Here is a 20,040-nt window from a genome sequence, read left to right on the forward strand (position 1 = left end):
CGAAGCGGACATCAAGGATCACATGCCTAAACCCTGAGAGGGAGCTTTTCGATCAGCTTGTCGAGCGTGATCGGGTATTCGCGGACGCGAACACCTGACGCGTTGTAGACGGCATTGGCGATCGCTCCGCCGACGCCACAGATGCCGAGTTCGCCAACGCCCTTTGCCTTCATCGGCGAGGAGATGGGGTCCGTCTCATCCAGGAAAATCACCTCCTGGTGAGGGATGTCCGCATGTACCGGGACCTCGTAGCCGGCCAGATCGTGATTGACGAAGAAGCCTAGCCGCTTGTCGACGGCCAGCTCTTCCATCAGCGCGGCGCCGGCCCCCATGACCATGGCGCCGATGACCTGGCTTCGGGCCGAGGTGGGATTCAGTATCCGGCCCGCGGCGCAGACAGCCAGCATGCGACGGATACGGATCTCGGCCGTATAGGCGTCCACGCCGACTTCAACGAAGTGCGCACCGAAAGTGGCCTGCTGGAACTTCTTCTGGAGGTCGCCGAATTCGATGGTGTCCTCGGCCACCAGCTCGCCGTCGTGGGCGGCTTGGACCAAAGGGATATCCTTGCCCGCGTTCACAACATGCCCGTCGATGAACTGCGCGCGAGCGGGATCCAGCCCGAGCTTGGTTGCCACGGTATCGCGCAACTTGACGCAGGCCGCGTATACGCCTGCGGTGGAGCTGTTGGCGCCCCATTGGCCGCCCGAGCCCGCTGAGACCGGGAAGCTTGAATCACCCAGACGGACATCCACCCGATCCAGCGGGACGCCCATCATTTCCGCAGCGGTCTGCGCAATGATGGTGTACGTCCCCGTACCGATGTCGGTCATATCCGTTTCGACAACGATTCGCCCTTGAGGGGTAAGCCGGATCCGGGCGCCGGACTTCATCACCAGGTTGTTGCGGTAGGCGGCCGCCACGCCCATCCCGACCCACCAACGGCCATCACGCACCTGCGCGGGCTTGGCATTGCGTTTGGCCCAGCCGAACTTGTCCGCACCTGTCTTCAGGCATTGCACCAGTTGGCGCTGCGAGAAAGGGCGCTCCGGCTTTTCCGGATCGACCTGGGTGTCATTGAGAATGCGAAACTCCACCGGATCCATGGCCAGCTTCTCGGCCATTTCGTCCACGGCTGCTTCCAACGCCATCATGCCCGGCGCTTCACCCGGAGCACGCATGGCATTTCCCTCAGGCAGGTCGAGCTCGGCAAGGCGCAGCGCGCACTTGCGGTGTTCGCCAGCGTAGAGCCAGCGCGTCTGCTGCGTGGCGACCTCTGGACCGCCCCCGGGGAGATCACCGGACCAACTCTCGTGAGCAATGGCCGAAATGCGGCCGTCGTTGCCGCACCCAATGCGGATCCGCTGGATGGTCGCCGGCCGGTGCGTCGTGTTGTTGAGTGACAACGGGCGCGGCAGCGCCACCTTGACCGGACGCTTGGCCGCACGCGCGCCCAACGCCGCCAATAGCGCATCCGAGCGAAGGAACAGCTTGGAGCCGAAACCTCCGCCGATGAACGGCGAGTCCAGGCGCACCTTGTCCGCAGGAATGCCCAGCGTGCGCGCCATGTCCTGCTTGCCCCAGTTGATCATCTGGTTGGACGTCCACAGAGTCAGCGCGTCGCCCTGCCAGGCCGCGATGCTGGCATGAGGTTCCATCATCACGTGGGACTGGTCGGGCGTGGTGTAGGTCACGTCCAGTTGGACGGGAGCGGAGGGGAAATTCGCTTCGAAGTCGCCGGCCCCTGTATCGGGGTCGCTCTTGGGCATGGTGGCCGAGGCTTTCGCCGCGGCGAGGTCGAAGCGGCCCTGGGCCCGTGCGTAGTCCACCTTGACCAGCTGGGCAGCGGCCCGGGCTTGCTCGAACGTCTCGGCCACGACCAGTGCCACGGCCTGATGGTAGTGCTGGACATCCGTCACGGCCAACAGATGCGCGGTATTGAAGTTGCCCTTGGCCAGCGTGCCCGCATTCTTGCCCGTGACCACGGCCAGCACGCCAGGCGCGTTACGCGCGGCAGAGGTGTCGATCGAGACGATGCGGCCTTTGGGAATCGTGGAACAGACCGGATATCCGTAAGCTTGATTGGCCACCACGTCGTGCCGTTCGTAGGCATAAGGGGCAGTTCCGGTGACCTTGCGCGGGCCATCGATCCGTGCCGTGGGCTTGCCTACGACCTTCAACTGGTCGATCGGATTGGTGGTGGCGGGCGTGTCGAATTTCATGAGCGCACTCCTGCATCTTCCAGCACGGACGCGATGGTCCGCTCCACCAGTGGCACCTTGAACGCATTGAGTTCGCTGGTCCTGGCCCCCGCCAGCAAGGGCGTGGCCACGGCGGCGGCGCCGTTGGGCAGCTCGCGCTCTGCCTCCTCCACGCGCCATGGGCGCGCCGCAACGCCGCCCAGCGCGACGTGGCCCTTGCCGTCGCGCTGGACAATGGCGGCCACGGAGATCAACGCAAATGCATAGGACGCGCGATCGCGGACCTTTCGATAGAAATGCTTGCCACCCACAGGCTCGGGCAATGTGACTGCAGTGATCAGTTCACCCTGCTCAAGCGCCGTTTCCAAGTGAGGCGTCGATGCCGGCAGTCGATGGAACTCCCCTAAAGGAATCCGCCGCGTGCTGCCATCGGGTTTGACTGTCTCCACAACCGCATCCAGGGCGCGCAGCGCCACGGCCATGTCGCTGGGGTGGGTCGCAATACATGCCTCGCTGGCACCGAGAATCGCATGCGTACGGTCGAAGCCGCCAATAGCCGCGCACCCACTGCCCGGCAGGCGCTTGTTACACGGCTGCGCGGTGTCGTAGAAGTAGGGGCATCGCGTACGCTGCAGGAGATTGCCCGCGGTCGTGGCGCGGTTGCGCAACTGACCCGACGCGCCGGCCAGCAACGCGCGGGAGAGCACCGCGTAGTCCTTGCGCACACGCGCATCCGCGGCCAGATCGGTATTGCGTACCAGGGCTCCTATGCGCAATCCGCCCTCTTTGGTCTTCTCGATCTTGTTCAGTGGCAAAGCGTTGATGTCGATCAGATGCGTCGGAGCTTCCACCTCCAGCTTCATCAGGTCGACCAGATTCGTGCCGCCGGCAATGAAGCGCGCTCCCGGCATACGAACCGCGGCGGCGGCGGCCTCCGCAGGCGTCTTTGCTCGCTCGTAGGAGAATGCCTTCATGAGCGAGCTCCAGAGACGTCGGTCATGGCATCGATGATGTTGGAGTAGGCACCACACCGGCAGATGTTGCCGCTCATGCGCTCACGCAGCTCGGCAGCGGTGACGCGCGGCCGCTCCGTCAGGTCTGCGGTGACGTGGCTGGGGATGCCATCCTTGATTTCATCCAACACCGCGACCGCAGAGCAGATCTGGCCCGGCGTGCAGTACCCGCACTGGTAGCCATCGTGATCGACAAAGGCCTTTTGCATCGGATGCAACGCCTCCGGCTTGCCGAGGCCTTCGATCGTGGTGATCCGGTCGCCCTCATGCAGCACGGCCAGGCTTAGACATGAGTTCACCCGGCGACCCTCCACCAACACCGTGCATGCGCCGCACTGACCGTGATCGCAACCCTTCTTGCTGCCAGTCAGTTTCAGATTCTCCCGCAGCGCATCGAGCAGTGTCGTGCGGGTGTCCAGGTCGAGGGTGTGCGTCGCGCCATTGACGCTAAAGCTCACCCTCGTCAGGACGGGTGGTCTGGCAGCAGAGGATGCTCCCTGAACCGCGGAAGCCAGGGCTCTGGGCGAGGTGCTTGCGGCAACGGAGGAAGCACCCGCCAGGAGCACTTCGCGGCGGCTGAACTTGAAAGGTTCTTGCGGAATTGTCATGGCGATGACCCTTTGGCTGCAAGCCAAGCGGGAGTGCCGAGGCACTGGGCTTGCCTGTGGCTAGACAGCTGATTGTGTAGCAGAGAGGTCTTATGACGCTGTGAACGATGCGGCCAGCCGTTGCATGGGTGCGACAGTCCGAGCGTCGGGTGGGCAAGGCGCGCTCCGCCGAGATGTCCGATTCTGGCCTTGGATTCAACCGATCGACGCAACAGTTTGTCGATACCGCTCCACGAGTGTTTCGCCATCGCCGCTGGCATTCCGGATTGACCCTGCATCCGCCTCGTGACGCGACGCGGTCGCCAGCTTCAAGCTCGATGATGTCGCCTTGTGTGGAGTTGGTTCCGACTGTCGCCCACGTCGGACCAGTCGGTCACGCGTTTACGCAATGGTTCAAGGACTTCCAGCGCCACCGTGAGGAGCGTCGTCATCGTGCATGAGCTTCTGACCCGCTCGCTACGGATGCGAGGGTCAATTGATGCGTCCTGCTGCGAAACCCGGGGTGATTCAGGGCGACATCCCTGGCGTGACGAGTGGCAGGTGTTCGACGAGCCCCAGCGTGACGCTTCCCGTGTGCCCAAGTGACGATCCAGCCCCTGTGCCCCCCAGGCTGCACCCGGAGCAGAAAGCCGCTCACCAGCGCGTTGCTGACATCATCGGGGTGATCCGTGAGCAGGGCGGTAGCCGACGATCATCGTGGTCAGTTGGACGCGCCTTCTTTCGATTCCGTAAGTTCCTTGTAAGTCGGAGAGGCGGAGAGACCGCGCATCAATCTCAGGGCGAGGACCATCCGCGCCCAGGTGCAAGAGCGGAAAATCCCTGAAAAAGAAAGCCCCGCCGAAGCGGGGCTTTGAATGTTGGTGGAGCCAGGGAGGATCGAACTCCCGACCTCGTCATTGCGAACGACGCGCTCTCCCAGCTGAGCTATGGCCCCACAAGAGCGGCGCCATTCTAGCCCGCGGCCGCTTCCTGTGCCAAGCCCGCGCGGGCCAGGATGGGCGCCAGCGTGGGCTCCAGTTCGCCGCGCCGCCAACCCGACAGGGCGGCGGGCCACTGGCCCGATTCCTGCAGCGCCTCCAGGTACCGGCGCGAGGCCAGCACGCCGTCCGGCAGGCCGAGTTCGGCACTGCGGGCCGACACCGCATCCTGCAGGCGCTTGATCTGCGCCTTGTCGCCATCGGTGGCGTTGCGCGCCAGCGGCATGCCGGCTTCGTCGTCCAGCGGCGTGGACAGCGTCTGCCAGATCGCGTCGGCCAGCTTGCGGGGCGCCTTGGGCTGGGTGTCGAACAGGCGCAACAGCGCCGCCTTGTCCATCGGCGGCGTGCGGGCGAGGTTTACCGCCAGCTCGTTGTCCAGGATCCAGCTGCGCGGCTTGTCGCTGGCGCGGGCCTGCGTTTCGCGCCAGCGCAACAGGCGCACCAGCCGTTGCTGCGCCTCGGCGTCGAGGAACTGCGCGCTGCGCATGGACAGGTGCGGCCAACGTTCGCCCTCGTCCTGCGCCGCGTTCTCCACGAAGCGGGCACAGTCTTCTTCCAGCCATGCGAGGCGGCCACTGGATGCCAGTCCGGTCCGGAGCGCGTCGTGCACCGCGAACAGATAGCGCACATCGTCGGCCGCATAGTGCAGCTGCGACTCGCTCAACGGCCGGCGCAGCCAGTCCGAGCGGGTCTCGCCCTTGGGCAGCACCACGCCGGTGATGCGTTCCACCAGCTTCTGGTAGCCCAGGCCGGCGGCCACCCCACCGATGGCGGCGGCGATCTGCGTATCGAACAACGGCGTCGGCAGCGCATTGCAGGCGAACTTGAACGCCACCAGGTCTTCACTCGCGCTGTGCATGACCTTGGTGATCGTGGTGTCCAGCAGCCACGGCCTCAGCGCATCGGTCATGCCGGGCACCAGGGGGTCGACGAGCAGCACGTCGTCGTCGATGGCGATCTGCACCAGCGCCAGCTGCGGCCAATAGGTGCGTTCGCGCACGAACTCGGTATCCAGGCCGATCCGCGTAGGCAGGCGTTGCAGCTGCGCGTCCAGCGCGGTGGGGGTGTCGATCCAGTGGGGCACGAAATCTCCGCGTGATGCGTGGTTTGCTCAGTCAGGGGACAATAACCTAAGGTCCGGGCTCAACCCGTATCGTCTGCCGGTCATGTCTGCCGGCATTCTCTCACGGGGGCCGGTGGCTCCCATCACGGAGGGTGTTTGCGCGCGATCCTTGCCGCCTTGTTGATCTCGCTGCCGTGGCTCGCCGCGTGTTCGCGCGATGCGGCGACGCCGGACGAAGCGGGTGCCGCCGCCGATGCCGTGCGCATGCCCAGCGTGACCGTGACGGGCGACGACAGCGGCGTGGACGAACTGAACTGGCGCCCGCCCGCCGTGGCCCTGGTGCCCGACGATGCTGCCGACGCGCACCGGCGCGCGGCGCGTGCGTTGTCCGAAGGGCGCCTGTTCGATGGGCCGGACGACGCGATTCCGCTTTACCTCGCGCTGCAGCGGCTCGATGCCGGCGATGCGCGCGCGAAGACCGGCCTCGGCCGCAGCCTGGACCGCCTGCTGGACCAGGGCGCGCAGGTGATGCGCCATGCCGAGGACCGCACCGAGGCCCTCCGTCGTGCACGGCAGATCGCCGCCGTGGCGCGTACCGTGGCCCCGGCCGATCCGGCGGTGATCGCCTATCTCGCGCGGGTGGACGAGGCCGACCAGCTCACCCGGCTGAACGTGGCCAGCGAACGCGCCCTGCGCGAAGGCACGCTGGGCGAGAACGGCGGCGGCGCACTGGCGGGTTTCCGCGAAGTGCTGAAATGGAAGCCCGGCCAGCCGCGCGCCATGCAGGGTGTTGCCGCAGTGGAGAGCGCCATGATCCGCCGCGCGGAAGAGGCGGCGCTGGCCAGCGACTTCGCCACCACGCGCCTCTGGCTGGACCATGCCGCCAAGGTCCGCGAGGACGCGCAGACCGTGGCCGATGCGCGCGTGCGCGTGGAGGCCATCCGCATGGCGCGCATCGCCGAACTGCGCGATGCCGGCGTACGCGACATGGCCACCCCGCTCGGGCTGAAGGACGCACGCGTGAAGCTGGCCGAGGTGTTGCGCATCGCCGAGCCCGGCAACCGCGTGGCGGCCGATTTCCGCCAGCGCATCGACCTGGCCACGCACTACGGCCTGTACCGTCCGGGCCAGGCTTTCACCGATGCACTGCACCATGGTGGCCGCGGGCCGGCGATGGTGGTGGTGCCGCATGGTGGCTTCAGCATGGGCGCGGGCGAGGACGAAAAGGATGCCGCCGATGCCGAGAAGCCCGCCCACTACGTGCGGTTCGATCGCGGATTCGCGATGGCCCTGCACCCGGTGACGGTGGGCGAATTCCGCCGCTTCGTGGAAGCAACCCAGTACCGCCCACGCGCCACGCGACGCGGGCACTCCATCGTCTACGACGAGCGCAGCGGCAATTTCGTGCGCCGCAGCGGCGTGGACTGGCGCTCGGACTACAACGGCCAGCCCGCCAGCGACGACATGCCGGTGCTGCACGTCAGCGTGTACGACGCCGAGGCCTACGCCGAATGGCTGGCCGGCCAGACCGGCCATGGCTACCGCCTGCCCAGCGAGGCCGAATACGAATACGCCCTGCGTGCCGGCCAGCAGGGCCGCTATCCCTGGGGCAACGGCCAGCCCCCCCGCGGGGTGGCCAACCTGACCGGGGGCAACGACCGTTCGCCCAGCGGGCGGACCTGGAACAACGCCTTCATCGGCTACGGCGACGGCTACTGGGGGCCGGCGCCGGTGGGCCGCTTCCGCGCCAATGCCTTCGGCCTGAAGGACCTGGACGGCAACATCAGCGAATGGGTCGGCGACTGCTGGCACGCCAGCTACCGGCGCGCTCCGGCGGATGGCGCGGCATGGTTCAATCCCGGCTGCCGGTCGCGGGTGGTGCGCGGCGGCTCCTGGGCCAGTTCACCGGCACAGGCACGTGCCGCGTGGCGCTCGTCGTCGGATTCGGATATGACTAATGCGCGGGTGGGCTTCCGCGTCGTTCGCGGCATCTAGCCGCCAGGGAGAGGGTGATGAGGCAAGATCCAAACGGGCGCTCGCACTACGGGCAGGGCGGCGGGCGGCGGGGCGGCGGACTGGGCAACCTGCGCTGGCTGATCCTGCTGGGCTTCCTGGTGTATGGCGGCTGCTATTACCTCAACAATCGCGTGGTCGATCCGTACACCGGCGAGAAAGTGCTGATCGACAACTCGATCGGCGTGGAAGAGGAAAAGGCCCTGGGCCTGCAGGCCTACGAGGAAATCCTGCAGCAGGAGCGCCCGGTCGATCCCAACTCGCAGATCGCGCAACAGGTGCGCACCATCGCGCAACGCCTGATCGCGAAGATCCCCGAAGTCGAAGCCGCCATCGCGGCGGAGAAGGGCACCCAGCCCAGCGGCAACTGGAAGACCTTCGAGTGGGACGTCAACGTCATCCAGTCCGACCAGGCTAATGCCTTCTGCCTGCCGGGCGGCAAGATGGCGGTCTACACCGGGCTGATCCCGGTGGCGAAGAACGCCGACGCGGTAGCGGTCGTGATGGGCCACGAGATCGCCCACGCGCTGCTGCGCCACGGCGCGCAGCGCATGTCGCAGCAGAAGCTCACCCAGATCGGCCAGATGGCCGGCGCAATGAGCGGCATGGACCCGCAACAGCAGCAGATGGTGATGGCCGCGATGGGGTACGGCTACCTGCTGCCGTATGCACGCGAGCACGAGACGCAGGCCGATGAAGTCGGCCTGATGCTGGCCGCGGCCGCCTGCTTCAACCCGCAGGAAGCCGTGCCGCTGTGGCAGCGCATGAGCGAAGCCAGCGGCGGACAGGCACCGCCGGAGTTTTCCTCCACCCACCCGAATCCCGGCACGCGCATCCAGAACCTCACCGCGCTGATGCCCAAGGCGATGGAGTACCGCCAGAAGTTCTGTCCGCAGGGAGCGGCGCAATGAGGGGGCTGGCCGGTGTCCTGCTGTTCTTCGTCGCGGGCTTCGCGGTACCGGCGCAGGCTGCGGTCAAGGACGCGCAGCCCAGCGGCTTCACCATCGAGAATTCCGAATGGGTGCCGGTCGCGCCGCAGGTGGCGTACGCGGCGCTGGTCAACGATGTCGGCCGCTGGTGGCCGGCCGACCACACCTGGTGGGGCGACGCGTCGAAGCTCGCCATCAGCGACAAGGCCGGTGGCTGCTTCTGCGAGATCAACGGCGCGCAGCAGGCGTGGCACATGACGGTGACCTTCACCGATCCGGGCAAGCTCATGCGCATGACCGGCGGCCTCGGCCCGTTGCAGGGCATGGGCCTGCACGGTGCACTGGAGTGGCGCTTCACCGAAGAGAACGGCGGCACCCGCATCACCCTGTGGTATCGCGCCGGCGGCTACACGCCGGATGACATGAGCAAGTTCGCGCCCGTCGTGGACAAGGTGCAGGGCCTGCAACTCGGTGGCCTGGCCGCCTTCCTGCGCAAGGGCACCGACGGCGCCCCGCGCTGACATCCACCCCAACGTTCGAGGAAAGGAAGACCGCATGAGCATTCGTTTGTCGGAAAAGGACAGTGGCCGCACGCTGGGCAGCATCTCGGAAGTCGACCTGCAGATGCTGGTGGACTACATGGAAGAGGAATCGTCCAGGGACCAAGACTATTACGTGGAACACACCGCCATCGATGCGCTGGAGAGCCTCGGTGCCAGCGCCGGGTTCATCGCGCTGCTGCGCACGGCGGTCGGCGAGTCGGACGGCATCGATGTGGTGTGGGCAGCGGAGTAAGGCGGGCAGTACATTTTCGTAGGATGGGTTGAGCCGAAGGCGATACCCATCGCTTGCGAATTCATGGTCCAGCCCGATGGGTATCGCCTTCGGCTCAACCCATCCTACGGAGAGCAAGTTTCCATGCCCCACATCATTCCCATGCAACCTGTCCGCCATCTGCCGCGGGCGATCGCGTTCTACGAACAGCTCGGCTTCACCGTCGAGGATCGCCGCGACGACTGGGGCTGGGCGAAGCTGCGCTGGGGCGACTGCCGGGTGATGCTGGACCAGTCGATCAACGTGAACCCGGATACGCCGCGCAACGCGGTGCTCTATCTCTACCCCGACAACATCGACGCCTTCCATGCGCAGGCACGCGCGAATGGTCTGGACGTCCCCGACCTGGACACTACGTTCTACGGCATGCGCGAGTTCCGCATCGACGATCCGGACGGCAACCGGTTGTGGATCGGGCAGGCGCGCGGGGTCGAAGGCGCCTGAGCCCGGAGCGCCAGCGCGCGAAGACCGCGTGCGAGCTCCGAAGGCTTGCGCGCGGGCTTCCCGATGTCACGCTTGAACGCGCCACGTTCGTGCGCACGCCACAGGTGCTTCGCGCGCAAGTCTCCATGCCTTGTGAAATCGCGTTTCCGCTCGCCGCCGCGAGGCGTCGAGGCCCGCGCGCAAGACGGTCCGGGTCGCGCGCCGGGTCGTTCGCTCCGCTGGTCTCACATTCAGCCTTGCCCTCGGCCTTCCGAGGCTTGCGGCGCCGAGCCCCGACGCCTGGCGCGCAAGCCTCCGGGTATCGCGGATGAAGGTTTCGGGCTCATGCGTCACGTTCGCGCGGGTGCGCGCAAGCCTCCTGGCCTTGCGCGGCAGCGGGCGATGCGCGCCTTCGGCATGGAGGGCCCCGAGGGCGGGCCTGGAGCGGTGATCTTCCGGGCGCCGGGCCTTGCGCGCGGCCCACGGCCGTCCGCCGCTGACCGCTGGCGGCACGTCCACGCGTTGCCCAAGGTGAGCGGCGCCGGTTCCTGTCCGGTGGCCGGCATTCCCCTCACGAAGGGCATCCCTGCCATGCCCAACGTACGTGATCGCCCGTATCCCGGAATGAACTTCCTCGTCGACCTCGGTACCGGTGACGACGGTCCCGGCGGTGGCGTGGCCGTCGTGGTGTTCCCCGATGCGCGGCTGCAGCTCAACGAGTACCGCAGCGGGAACGACAAGACCAGCGAATCGATGAAGCTGTCCACGCTGACGCACTACGACGATCTGGTGCTGCGCCGTGGCGTGACCGGTTCGCTGTCGTGGTACCAGTGGTGGAACGAGGCGCGCAACGGCGGCGACGCGCGGCGCGATATCAGCGTGACGCTGCTGGACGAGCAGGGCAACGCGGTGCTGCGCTGGCGCTTCCTGCGTGCGCGGCCGGCGGCCTATCGCACCTTGCCGATGGATGCGGCGGTGGCGGAGACGCTGTTCGAGACGCTGGAGATCGCGTTCGACCGCTTCGAGATGGAGTAGCGGTCAGTCTGTCGTATCGCGTGGGGGCTCGCGCAGGTATTCCAGCACGAAGCCGATCACCAGGCCGAGCAGCGCGCAGCCCAGAGCCATCGCGGCGGACGAAGGCTGCTTGCCGGTCAGGAAGTACAGGGCAACGCCGGCACCGATGCCGAGCAGGAGCGGAACCAGCAGGCGTGGCTTTGCCCACGCCTCCCCCAGCCACCATGCGATCGATTCCACGGACAGCTCCCGACGGGTGACGCCGGGAGCATGACCCGATTGCTCAGAGCCTGGCAAACAACGTGGAGAGCACCAGCAGCACGAACCCGGCCACCACCAGCCAGAACGCATGCGGGGCGAGCACCGGCACATAGCCGAACTTCGCGGCGATGCCGCCGGTGCCCAGCAGCAGGGCGATCAGCCAGACGCCGAAGGTGGGAGGGGTCAGTTTCATGCGGGATTCCTTGTCGAAGGTGCGTGTTGATTCGCAGGGAGCGGGACGAGGGGGACGCGGCTTCCTGTTCAGAAGCTCATGAAGAGGCCGCCGTTGACGGGCAGGTTGGCGCCGGTGATGTAGCCGGCGTCGTCGGCGGTGAGAAAGGCGACCGCGCGGGCGATGTCGTCCGGCTGGCCGATGCGGCCGACCGGCACGGCGGCGACGGTGCGGTCGCGGACGTCATCGGGCATCGCCCGGGTCATCGGTGTTTCCACGTAACCGGGCGACACGCTGTTGACGGTGACGCCCTTGCGCGCCACTTCGCGCGCCAGCGACATCGAGAAGCCGTGCAGGCCGGCCTTCGCCGCCGCGTAGTTCACCTGGCCGAAGTTGCCGGTCTGTCCGCTCACCGAGCTGATGTTGACGATGCGGCCGAACCCGCGCGCCTGCATGCCGTCCACGGCATGGCGGCAGAGGTTGAACACGCTGTCCAGGTTCACGCCGATCACGGCATCCCATTGCGCCTTGTCCATCTTGCGCAGGGTGGCATCGCGGGTGATGCCGGCGTTGTTGACCAGGATGTCGAGCGCGCCGTGGCGGGCTTCGACATCGCGCACGAGGGCGGCGCAGGCGTCGAAGTCGGCCACGTCGACGGTGGCGGTTTCGACATCCAGCCCGGCGGTCTGCGCGTGGAAACGGTCGAGCTGTCCGGCGGAGGCGGGCAGGTCGGCGGCGACCACTCGGCGGCCGGTGCGCGCCAGTGCCTGGCAGATCGCCAGCCCCAGTCCCCCCAGGCCGCCGGTTACCACGGCGATGCGTTGCGTCATGCGGAATCCCTGTGTCGCGAAGTCAAAAAAAGGCCCGCGCAACGGGGCGCGGGCCGGGTTTCACTACGAGGTGGTTCAGCGCGCGCGCGTCTTCGGCGTTTCGCGCGGCGGATCCTTCGGCTTGACCGTCGTCGGGCGGCCCATGCCGCCGCTGAGGTTGCGCTGGAACTCCTGCCACAACTCCATGTTGCGCTCGGTCAGCTGGTTCATCATGGTCCACGGCGTCTGGCCCAGCATGCTGCCCATCTGGCTGCGGAACTGCTGCTGCTGCTCCATGAACAACTGCATGCTGCGCTCCAAGTAGTTGCCCATGAAGCCCTGCAGCGAATCGCCGTAGAACCGGATGATCTGGCTGAGCAGCTGGGTGGACAGCACCGGCTCGCCGTCCTGTTCCTGCTCGCTGATGATCTGCAGCAGCACGGTGCGGGTCAGGTCGTCGCCGCTCTTGGCGTCGCGGACTTCGAAGTCCTCGCCATCGACGATCAGCTGGCGCACGTCCTCGATGGTGATGTAGCTGGAGATCTCGGTGTCGTATAGACGACGGTTGGGGTACTTCTTGATGATGCGGATCGCAGCCATTGAGTCTTCGCTCTAAACGCGTATTGCGGCAGCATGACGCAGCGCAACAGCCCTTGCAACAGGCCACAAGGCAGGGAAGCCCTGTTCAGCCAGGGAAGTTGCTGCGCGACATCGGAACGGGCGACGCCCCTCGCGGGGGCGTCGCCATCGCGGGCGGGAAGTGTCGCGGAGGACGCTGCGCCGGCATCACCAGCCCATGTGGTGGCCGCCGTTGATGTCCAGGTTGGAGCCGGTGATCCAGCTGGCCTGCTCGTCCACCAGGAACGCCACGGCGTAGGCGATTTCCTCGGGCTTGCCGAGGCGGCCGGTGGGAATGTCGGCGGCGATCTTGGCGCGGACTTCCTCCGGCACCGCCATCACCATGTCGGTGGCCACATAGCCGGGCGACACCGTGTTGACGGTGATGCCGAGCTTGGCGTTTTCGCGCGCCAGCGAGATGGTGAAGCCGTGCATGCCGGCCTTGGCGGCGGCGTAGTTGGCCTGGCCATACTGGCCCTTCAGGCCGTTGATCGAACTGATCTGGATGATGCGGCCCCACTTGCGGTCGCGCATGCCCTCGATCACCGGGCGGGTGACGTTGAACACCGAGTTGAGGTTGGTGTTGATGACGTCGCCCCACTGCGAGGCGGACATCTTGTGGAACGTGCCGTCGCGGGTGATGCCGGCGTTGTTGATCAGCACTTCGACCGGGCCCAGCTTCTGCTCGACCTCCTTCACCATCGCCTGCGCTTCGTCGGGCGAGGTCACGTCACCCTTCACCAGCGTCATCTCGTAGCCGTCGGCCTTCATCTGCGCCTGCCAGGCGAGGGCTTTTTCTTCGTTGCGGTAATTGGTGGCGACCTTGTGGCCCATGTCGGCCAGCTTCTTGCAGATGGCGGTACCGATACCTCCGGTGCCGCCGGTGACCAGGACGACGCGCGATGTCATGTGGGGAATCTCCTTGTACCGCCGCAAGCCGACGGCCGTCCGATTCTAGACAGCGCCCGCGACAGGCTTGTTGTGCGATGCAGCGAACGTCATGCATGTCACTTTTGGCAGGCGATCCGGGCGGAATCCGCGGGCGGCGGCCTGCACCGCCGCCGAGACGCTGCCGATGCCCGCCAGCCTCTCCACCGGCTGGCCCAGCGCCTGCCAGGCGGCCAGCAGTGCGGGCATCGGGGCGTCATCGTCGATCGGCAACGACGCCATCGACTTGGACAGCTTCTGTCCCTGCGCATCGACGATCAGCGGCAGGTGCAGGTAACGCGGGGTGGGCAGGCCCAGTGCGCGTTGCAGCAGGATCTGGCGCGGCGTGGAATCCAGCAGGTCCGCGCCGCGCACGACGTCCGTGATGCCCTGGTCGGCATCATCCACGACCACCGCCAGCTGGTAGGCCCAGAAGCCGTCGGCGCGGCGCAGGACGACGTCGCCCACCTCGCGGTCGACCTGTTGTTCGACCGCGCCCTGCAGGCCGTCCTCGAATGCCACGCGTGTCCCGTCGGGCACGCGCAGCCGGATGGCGGGCGCACGCACGGGATCGCTGGCGACGCATGCGCGGTGGATGCCGCCTGCCGCCGCCAGGTCGCTGCGGCTGCAGCGGCACTCGAACGCGCTGCCATCGTCCAGCAATCGCGTCAGCGCGGTGGCGTAAAGATCCTGGCGCGCGCTCTGCCACACGACGGGTGCATCCGGCACCAGGCCGAACGCCGCCAGCGTGTCGAGCTGCCGTTGCGCAGCGCCCGGCACTTCGCGCGGCGGATCGAGATCCTCCACCCGCACCAGCCACGTTCCGGCGTGGTGCCGTGCCAGCAGCCAGCTGCCTAGCGCGGCGACCAGCGACCCGAAATGCAGGCGGCCGGTGGGCGAGGGCGCGAAGCGGCCACGGTAATGAGGAGGGGGATCGTTCGCTGTCATTCGTCGGAAGGAGGGAAAGCTGAACCGTGCGGTCAGCCAGTTGCTTGAATTCGACACGTCGCAACCGCAATTCTGCGTCCACGGGCACCCGCGTGCCAGTTCAACCGGAGACTCCGTCGTGTTTACGCGTGTTGCATTGTTTCTTGCCACCAATCTGGCCGTGCTGGCGCTGGCCAGCGTTGTCATGTCCCTCCTGGGCGTCAACTCCAGCCAGATGGGGGGACTGCTGGTATTCGCCGCGATCTTCGGTTTCGGTGGTTCGCTGATCTCGCTGCTCACCTCCAAGTGGATGGCCAAGCGCGCGACCGGCGCGCAGGTCATCGAACAGCCGCGCAACGATACCGAACGCTGGCTGGTGGCCACCGTGCAGCGGCAGGCGCAGGCGGCCGGCATCGGCATGCCGGAGGTCGCCATCTACGACGCCCCGGAGATCAACGCGTTCGCCACCGGCGCCAACCGCAACAATGCGCTGGTGGCGGTCTCCACCGGCCTGTTGCGCCAGATGAACCAGGACGAGGCCGAGGCGGTGCTGGGCCACGAAGTGGCCCACGTCGCCAACGGCGACATGGTGACCATGGCGCTGCTGCAGGGCGTGCTGAACACCTTCGTCATCGTGCTGGCGCGCGTCGTCGGCGGCATCGTCGACGGCTTCCTGTCGGGCAACCGCGAGGGCGGCGGACGCGGCTTCGGCTACTACATCATCGTGATGGTGCTGGAAGTGGTGTTCGGCCTGTTCGCGACGATGATCGCGATGTGGTTCTCGCGCCGCCGCGAGTTCCGCGCCGACCATGGCGGTGCCACGCTGGCCGGCCGGCAGAAGATGATCGCCGCGCTGGAACGCCTGGGTCGGCAGCACAGTCCGAGCACGTTGCCGGCGCAGGTGGAGGCGTTCGGCATCGCCGGCGGCATCGGCCAGGGGATGAAGAAGCTGTTCCTCAGCCACCCGCCGCTGGAGCAGCGCATCGCCGCCCTGCGCGCGCAGCAGGGCACGATGGCCTGAGCGACCAGGGCGTGACCTTGAACGAGAAACCCGCCTTCCGGCGGGTTTTTCGTTTGCGATTCGTTGTAGGAGCGGGCCATGCCCGCGATGCTTTTGCGGCCGTCGAAGAAAAGCATCGCGGGCATGGCCCGCTCCTACAAAGGCAAACGACCGGTCAGTTGAAGTCGTAATTCATCGCCGGGCCGGGCGCCGCGAGGAAGTTGCCTTCCACGTAGTCCAGGTTGGCGGTGAACAGGAAGGACATCGTCGCCGCGTCCTGCACGTGTTCCGCCACCGTCAGGATGCCCAGCGCTTGGGCGCGCTCGGCGATCTCGCGGATCTTCTGCTGGTGCTCGGTGTTCTTGCCCAGGTCTTCGCTGAAGACGCGGTCGATCTTGAGGAAGGTCGGCTGGAAGTGCGACAGCAACTGGAACGAATCCAGGCCCGCGCCGAAATGCTCCAGACCCACCTGGCAGCCCAGCTTGGCCGCCGCCGACTGGAACGCCTGTGCCTGGCGCAGGTGGGTGAAGACCTTGGCCTCGGGCGTCTGCAGCCACAGCCGGTCGCCGGGCACGTCATGTGCGGCCAGTTCCCGGGCGATGAGGTCGAGCAGGCGGTTGTCGGCGAAGGAGGCCGGGCTGACCTTCACCACCAGGCGGGTATCGTGGCCGGCACGCTTGCGTTCGGCCAGCACTTCGATGGCACGGTTCACCACCCAGCGGTCGATGGCATCGAGCAGGCCGTTGTCCTCGGCGATCCCGATGAAGGACTGCGGGAGCACGGTTTCGCCATTGGATTCCATGCGCAGCAGGGCCTCGTAGACCTCGCCGGGCTCGCCCTGCAGGCTGACCACGGGCTGGTAGTGCAGGCGGAAGCTGCCGTCCTGCAGGGCTTCCTGCAGGCGCTTGATCCAGTTCTGCACGCGCTCTTCCTCGGCACGGTCCACAGCGCCGGGGTCGAAGATCTCGAAGCGGTTGCCGCCCAGGTTGGTGGCCGCCTGCAGGCAGTCGGTGGCGCGCGTGAGCACCTGGCCGATGCTGGCGATCTTTTCGCCGATCTGCACGCCGCCGATGCTGGCGGTGACCGAGGCCGAACGCTCGCCCACGTTGAACACGTGCGAGGCATACGAAGCACGCAGCTTGTCGGCCAACGCGGCCGAGTGGGCGTGGTTGCCCCGCAGCAGCACGGCGAAAGTGCGCTCGCCGAAGCGTGCGGCGGTGCACTGGTCGTCGAGCTTTTCCGCCAGGCGCGCCGCGAGCGCGGCCGCGAGGTCGTCGGCCGAGTCGATGCCGATGTCCTGCAGCAGGCGCTGGTAGTGGTCCGGTTCGACCAGCAGCAGGGCGTACTGGTCCTCGCCGCGGGCCACCTGGGTCACGGCGTTCTCCAGCTCGCGCAGGAAGGTGGGGCGGTTCATCAGGCCGGTGACCATGTCGCGCTGGCGCAGGTCTTCGACTTCGCGCGCGAGTTCCGGGTCGAACTCCTCGCGCCGACGGAACACCACCTGCACGCAGGGTTCGCTCTCGTAGGTGGCGGTGGCGAACTCCAGCGTGGCCGGGAAGCTGTCGCCATCGATGCTGCGCGCCTCCAGTTCGAAGCGGGCCGGCGGCGGTTCGCCCTTGCTGAGCTTCTTCAGCAGGGCCTTGAAGTCGTTGACGTACTGCGGGGCCACCAGGTCCAGCAGCGACAGGCCTTCGACATCCTCGAAGGACTCGAAGCCGAACATCTCCAGGTAGGCGTCATTGGCCCGGATGTGCATCCCTTCGTGGATGTAGGCGATCGGGTCGCGCGAGGACGAGATCAAGGCGTCGCAACGGCGCTCGGTCTCGCGCATCTGGCCTTCGAGCCGGCGCTGCGAGCGGCGCGCGTCCAGGTCGGCCCATTCGCGGCGCAGGACGGTGAGCACATGGTCGAACCGGCCACGCAACGCCGTGGCCCGCGCGCCGGCGGCCTGGTCGGCCAGCAGGTCGGCTTCGCTCAGGGCGTCGGCCAGCACGATGACGGGAATGTCCTTGCCGCTGCCATCCACCTGCGCCAGCACCGTCGCCAGGGGGATGCTCCTGGCCGAACGGGACGCGAGCAGCAGGTCCATCGGCTGGGTGGCCACCATCTGTTCCAGCTCGGCTGCGTCCAGTGGTCGCAGCGGGCGCACGGCGATGCCGCCGTTGCGCAGGGCGGAGACGACGGCTTCGGCATCTTCCCCGCTGTCATCCACCAAAGTCAGTCGTAGCGTGGTGTCTTTGCCGATCTGCATGCAACGCGTCCGCGAGGGGAGCGCGTTTAATACATGAACGGGAGGGGGGAGTCCAATGCAACCGTCGCAGATGTGCGCATGGACGGCAGGCGACGGGCTAGAGCGGGCGTTTGCCGGTGTCGCCGGGGACTTCCCGCACCAGCCGCGGCACCAGATAGCCGGAGAGGCGCGCGGCCAGCGCCGCATGCAGCGTCTTCGCACGGTCGTCGTCGACCTCGAAATGCGCCGCGCCGGCCACCCGGTCCAACTGGTGCAGGTAGTAGGGCAGCACGCCCGCCGCGAAGCCGCGCTCGCTGAGCTTCGCCAGCGCCTCGACATCGTCATTCACGCCACGCAGCAGCACCGCCTGGTTCAGCAGGTGCACGCCGGCACCGCGCAGGCGCCCGAGTGCCGCGTCGACGGCGTCGTCGAACTCGTTGGCATGGTTGGCATGGATGACCAGGGTCACCGGCCAGGGCAGGCCGGACAGCCAGGCCAGCAGGCCATCGTCGATGCGTTCGGGCAGCACCACCGGCAGGCGGCTGTGGATGCGCAGGCGGCGCAGGTGGGGAATCCCCGCCAGTGCGTCGGTGAGCTCGGCCAGCTTGGCGTTCGACAGCGACAACGGGTCGCCACCGGACAGCAGCACTTCCTCCACGTCCATATCGGCGCGGATCAAGTCCACGGCTTCCCGCCACCCGTCGCGTGCCGCGGTCTCGTCCGAATAAGGAAAATGGCGGCGGAAGCAATACCGGCAATTGATCGCGCAACTGCCCGTCGCCACCAGCAGCGCCCGCCCGCGGTATTTCTGGATCACGCCGGGCCCCGTCCTGGCCGCGCCGTCACCGACGGCATCCAGTCCATAGCCGGCGGCCGGATGCATTTCGTCATCCAGCGGCAACACCTGACGCAGCAGCGGGTCGTGCGGGTCGCCATGGCGCATGCGGGCCACGAAGCCACGCGGCACGCGCAGCGGGAACTGGGCCGCCGCTTCGTCGGACACCCGGTCCGCCAGCGCCCCCAGTCCCAGCAGTGCCAACAGGTCGCGCGGGTCACGCACGGCATCGCGCCAGGCCTGCTGCCAGCGCGGCGCGGCCAGCGGGGCGGGCTGTCGGGGTTCGGGGGCTGCGGTTATCATGTCGGGTCTGAAAACAAGCACCCGCCGGGTCCGGCGGGTTCCCGACATTCTATCCGGCCGGCCGCCTTGCGCGGCGGGTACGCCTTACCTCCAGGAGCAGCAGCATGGCCAGTTACGGCATGAACGACGTCAAGAACGGGATGAAGATCCTGATCAACAACGAGCCGGCGATCATCAGCGACACGGAATACGTCAAGCCGGGCAAGGGCCAGGCGTTCACCCGCGTGAAGTACCGCCTGATCAAGAGCGGCCGCGTGCAGGAAATCACTATGAAGAGCACCGACTCGGTCGAGGCGGCGGACGTGGTGGACACCGACATGCAGTACCTGTATTCCGACGGCGAGTACTGGCACTTCATGCAGCAGGAGACCTTCGAGCAGGTGCAGGCCGACAAGGCCGGCATGGGCGGCGCCGAGAAGTGGCTGAAGGGTGAGGAGGACTGCGTGGTCACGCTGTGGAACGGCAACCCGATCCAGGTGACCCCGCCGAATTTCGTCGAACTGCAGATCACCGAGACCGACCCGGGCGTGAAGGGAGATACCGCCGGTACCGGCGGCAAGCCGGCCACGCTGGAAACGGGCGCCGTCGTGCGTGTGCCGCTGTTCGTCGGGCAGGATGAGATCATCAAGGTCGATACCCGCACCGGTGAATACGTCAGCCGCGTGAAGTGATGGAACAGCTGGCGCTTTACCTGGGCGTCTGGGCCGTCGGCGTTCTGATCGCCGCGCTGGGCGTGATGCTCTGCTGGAATGTGACCCTGCCGCGGCTGTTCCCCAGCGTGCCGCGGCTGAACTACGGGCGCGCGTTGGCGCTGATGCTGCTGTGCTGGCTGCTGTTCGGCGCCGGCGCCATCGGCCTGACCTATACGCTGGGATTCTGAGCC

At 67.1% G+C, this 20,040-nt stretch carries 21 protein-coding genes and 1 tRNA gene; 9 read left to right on the plus strand and 13 right to left on the minus strand.

Annotation, left to right across the window (positions count from 1 at the left end; all coding sequences use genetic code 11):
- Window positions 1–26: 26 nt before the first annotated feature.
- The 5 genes from paoC to rnd all read right to left on the minus strand — a co-directional run bounded on the left by paoC (window position 27) and on the right by rnd (window position 5,883).
- The gene (gene paoC / locus OY559_RS07890; protein WP_277729485.1) at window positions 27–2,222 is read right to left on the minus strand and encodes an aldehyde oxidoreductase molybdenum-binding subunit PaoC; all 2,196 of its coding nucleotides are present in this window, start codon (window positions 2,220–2,222) and stop codon (window positions 27–29) included.
- The gene (locus tag OY559_RS07895) at window positions 2,219–3,175 is read right to left on the minus strand and encodes an FAD binding domain-containing protein (protein ID WP_277729486.1); all 957 of its coding nucleotides are present in this window, start codon (window positions 3,173–3,175) and stop codon (window positions 2,219–2,221) included. Before OY559_RS07895 ends, paoC begins: the two co-directional genes overlap by 4 nt.
- Window positions 3,172–3,822: an aldehyde dehydrogenase iron-sulfur subunit PaoA gene (gene paoA / locus OY559_RS07900; RefSeq protein ID WP_277729487.1), complete on the minus strand. Its 651-nt coding sequence runs from the start codon at window positions 3,820–3,822 to the stop codon at window positions 3,172–3,174. Before paoA ends, OY559_RS07895 begins: the two co-directional genes overlap by 4 nt.
- Before the next feature lie 858 nt (window positions 3,823–4,680).
- Window positions 4,681–4,756: transfer RNA gene (locus OY559_RS07905), tRNA-Ala, on the minus strand.
- 17 nt (window positions 4,757–4,773) lie between these two features.
- Entirely contained in the window at window positions 4,774–5,883 is a 1,110-nt protein-coding gene (rnd, locus tag OY559_RS07910; RefSeq protein WP_277729488.1) for a ribonuclease D, read from the minus strand.
- A gap of 243 nt (window positions 5,884–6,126) precedes the next feature.
- Here rnd and OY559_RS07915 point away from each other — a divergent pair, with 243 nt between their 5' ends.
- The 6 genes from OY559_RS07915 (at window position 6,127) to OY559_RS07940 (ending at window position 11,096) form a co-directional block, all read left to right on the plus strand.
- Window positions 6,127–7,857 (plus strand): formylglycine-generating enzyme family protein, encoded by a 1,731-nt coding sequence (locus OY559_RS07915; protein ID WP_277729953.1) that lies wholly within the window; start codon window positions 6,127–6,129, stop codon window positions 7,855–7,857.
- A 17-nt stretch (window positions 7,858–7,874) separates the two neighbouring features.
- Entirely contained in the window at window positions 7,875–8,786 is a 912-nt protein-coding gene (locus tag OY559_RS07920) for a M48 family metallopeptidase (protein ID WP_277729489.1), read from the plus strand.
- The gene (locus OY559_RS07925; RefSeq protein ID WP_277729490.1) at window positions 8,783–9,325 is read left to right on the plus strand and encodes an SRPBCC family protein; all 543 of its coding nucleotides are present in this window, start codon (window positions 8,783–8,785) and stop codon (window positions 9,323–9,325) included. The genes OY559_RS07920 and OY559_RS07925 overlap by 4 nt, the downstream gene beginning before the upstream one ends.
- Window positions 9,326–9,359: 34 nt before the next feature.
- Window positions 9,360–9,599 carry a hypothetical protein gene (locus OY559_RS07930; protein WP_277729491.1) on the plus strand — a complete coding sequence of 80 codons (240 nt, stop codon included), beginning with the start codon at window positions 9,360–9,362 and terminating at the stop codon, window positions 9,597–9,599.
- 123 nt (window positions 9,600–9,722) lie between these two features.
- A complete protein-coding gene (locus tag OY559_RS07935) occupies window positions 9,723–10,082 on the plus strand; it encodes a bleomycin resistance protein (RefSeq protein WP_277729492.1) in 360 nt (119 codons plus the stop codon).
- 570 nt (window positions 10,083–10,652) lie between these two features.
- Entirely contained in the window at window positions 10,653–11,096 is a 444-nt protein-coding gene (locus OY559_RS07940; protein WP_277729493.1) for a phage tail protein, read from the plus strand.
- Window positions 11,097–11,099: 3 nt separating this feature from the next.
- Here the strand turns inward: OY559_RS07940 and OY559_RS07945 are convergent, their stop codons facing one another.
- The 6 genes from OY559_RS07945 to gluQRS form a co-directional block, all read right to left on the minus strand.
- Window positions 11,100–11,315, minus strand: coding sequence for a hypothetical protein (locus OY559_RS07945; RefSeq protein WP_277729494.1), 216 nt, complete (start codon window positions 11,313–11,315; stop codon window positions 11,100–11,102).
- Between the two features lie 43 nt (window positions 11,316–11,358).
- Complete coding sequence (locus OY559_RS07950; protein WP_277729495.1) at window positions 11,359–11,529, minus strand: hypothetical protein; 171 nt, start codon at window positions 11,527–11,529, stop codon at window positions 11,359–11,361.
- Between the two features lie 68 nt (window positions 11,530–11,597).
- The gene (gene phbB / locus OY559_RS07955; RefSeq protein WP_277729496.1) at window positions 11,598–12,338 is read right to left on the minus strand and encodes an acetoacetyl-CoA reductase; all 741 of its coding nucleotides are present in this window, start codon (window positions 12,336–12,338) and stop codon (window positions 11,598–11,600) included.
- A 75-nt stretch (window positions 12,339–12,413) separates the two neighbouring features.
- A complete protein-coding gene (gene phaR / locus OY559_RS07960; protein WP_142125167.1) occupies window positions 12,414–12,917 on the minus strand; it encodes a polyhydroxyalkanoate synthesis repressor PhaR in 504 nt (167 codons plus the stop codon).
- A gap of 186 nt (window positions 12,918–13,103) precedes the next feature.
- Window positions 13,104–13,844: an acetoacetyl-CoA reductase gene (gene phbB / locus OY559_RS07965; RefSeq protein WP_277729497.1), complete on the minus strand. Its 741-nt coding sequence runs from the start codon at window positions 13,842–13,844 to the stop codon at window positions 13,104–13,106.
- Window positions 13,845–13,889: 45 nt separating this feature from the next.
- The gene (gluQRS, locus tag OY559_RS07970) at window positions 13,890–14,810 is read right to left on the minus strand and encodes a tRNA glutamyl-Q(34) synthetase GluQRS (RefSeq protein WP_277729498.1); all 921 of its coding nucleotides are present in this window, start codon (window positions 14,808–14,810) and stop codon (window positions 13,890–13,892) included.
- 118 nt (window positions 14,811–14,928) lie between these two features.
- On the opposite strand from gluQRS, the gene htpX reads away from it, so the two are divergent.
- Window positions 14,929–15,810: a protease HtpX gene (gene htpX / locus OY559_RS07975; protein WP_277729499.1), complete on the plus strand. Its 882-nt coding sequence runs from the start codon at window positions 14,929–14,931 to the stop codon at window positions 15,808–15,810.
- A 154-nt stretch (window positions 15,811–15,964) separates the two neighbouring features.
- On the opposite strand, the gene OY559_RS07980 is transcribed toward htpX, so the two are convergent.
- Both OY559_RS07980 and epmB read right to left on the minus strand, forming a co-directional pair.
- Window positions 15,965–18,040: an EAL domain-containing protein gene (locus OY559_RS07980; protein ID WP_277729500.1), complete on the minus strand. Its 2,076-nt coding sequence runs from the start codon at window positions 18,038–18,040 to the stop codon at window positions 15,965–15,967.
- 97 nt (window positions 18,041–18,137) lie between these two features.
- The gene (epmB, locus tag OY559_RS07985) at window positions 18,138–19,157 is read right to left on the minus strand and encodes an EF-P beta-lysylation protein EpmB (protein ID WP_277729501.1); all 1,020 of its coding nucleotides are present in this window, start codon (window positions 19,155–19,157) and stop codon (window positions 18,138–18,140) included.
- A 104-nt stretch (window positions 19,158–19,261) separates the two neighbouring features.
- Between epmB and efp the strand changes: the two genes are divergently transcribed.
- Window positions 19,262–19,828 carry an elongation factor P gene (efp, locus tag OY559_RS07990; protein ID WP_142125173.1) on the plus strand — a complete coding sequence of 189 codons (567 nt, stop codon included), beginning with the start codon at window positions 19,262–19,264 and terminating at the stop codon, window positions 19,826–19,828.
- Window positions 19,828–20,037 (plus strand): hypothetical protein, encoded by a 210-nt coding sequence (locus OY559_RS07995; RefSeq protein WP_142125174.1) that lies wholly within the window; start codon window positions 19,828–19,830, stop codon window positions 20,035–20,037. Before efp ends, OY559_RS07995 begins: the two co-directional genes overlap by 1 nt.
- The last annotated feature ends 3 nt before the right edge of the window (window positions 20,038–20,040 follow it).

Source organism: Pseudoxanthomonas sp. SE1, assembly GCF_029542205.1.
GTDB lineage: Bacteria > Pseudomonadota > Gammaproteobacteria > Xanthomonadales > Xanthomonadaceae > Pseudoxanthomonas_A.